We start from the raw sequence: 531 nt of genomic DNA on the forward strand, positions 1-531 counted from the left end.
CGTAGTTCCAGACGCGGTCGAGGATCTGCGCTTTGGACACGACGCGGCGCTGGTTGCGCATGAGGAAGCGCAGCAACTCGAACTCGGTGGCCGTCAGTTCGATCTCGGTTCCCGCGCGCACCACCTCGTGGCTGTCCTCGTTCAGCGAGAGATCGCCGACGCGCAGAATGGGCTCGGAGTCGCGCGTGGAGGCTGTGCCGGCGCGGCGCATGAGACCGCGCAGACGCGCGACGACCTCTTCGAGGCTGAACGGTTTCGTGACGTAGTCGTCCCCGCCCGCGGTAAGACCGGCGACGCGGTCCGCGACGGCGTCCTTGGCGGTGAGGAACAGCACGGGGACGTCGTTGCCGGAGTGCCGCAGGCGCTGCAGCACGGCCATGCCGTCGAGGTCGGGCATCATGATGTCGAGCACCATGGCATCCGGTTCGAAATCGCGGGCCGCGGCGAGGGCGTCGAAGCCCGAGCCGGCCGTGCGGACCTCCCAGCCCTCCATGCGCAGCGCCATCGACAGCAGGTCGGTGAGCATCTGCT

Annotated in this window: 1 protein-coding gene; it reads right to left on the reverse strand. The window is 68.5% G+C overall.

Features of this window, described 5'->3' with window-relative positions; all coding sequences use genetic code 11:
• Positions 1-531: response regulator transcription factor (locus tag D8Y23_RS16615; RefSeq protein WP_164878300.1), on the reverse strand; the 531-nt coding region annotated here is incomplete at both ends.

Source organism: Microbacterium enclense, assembly GCF_004022425.1.
GTDB classification, from domain to species: domain Bacteria; phylum Actinomycetota; class Actinomycetes; order Actinomycetales; family Microbacteriaceae; genus Microbacterium; species Microbacterium enclense_A.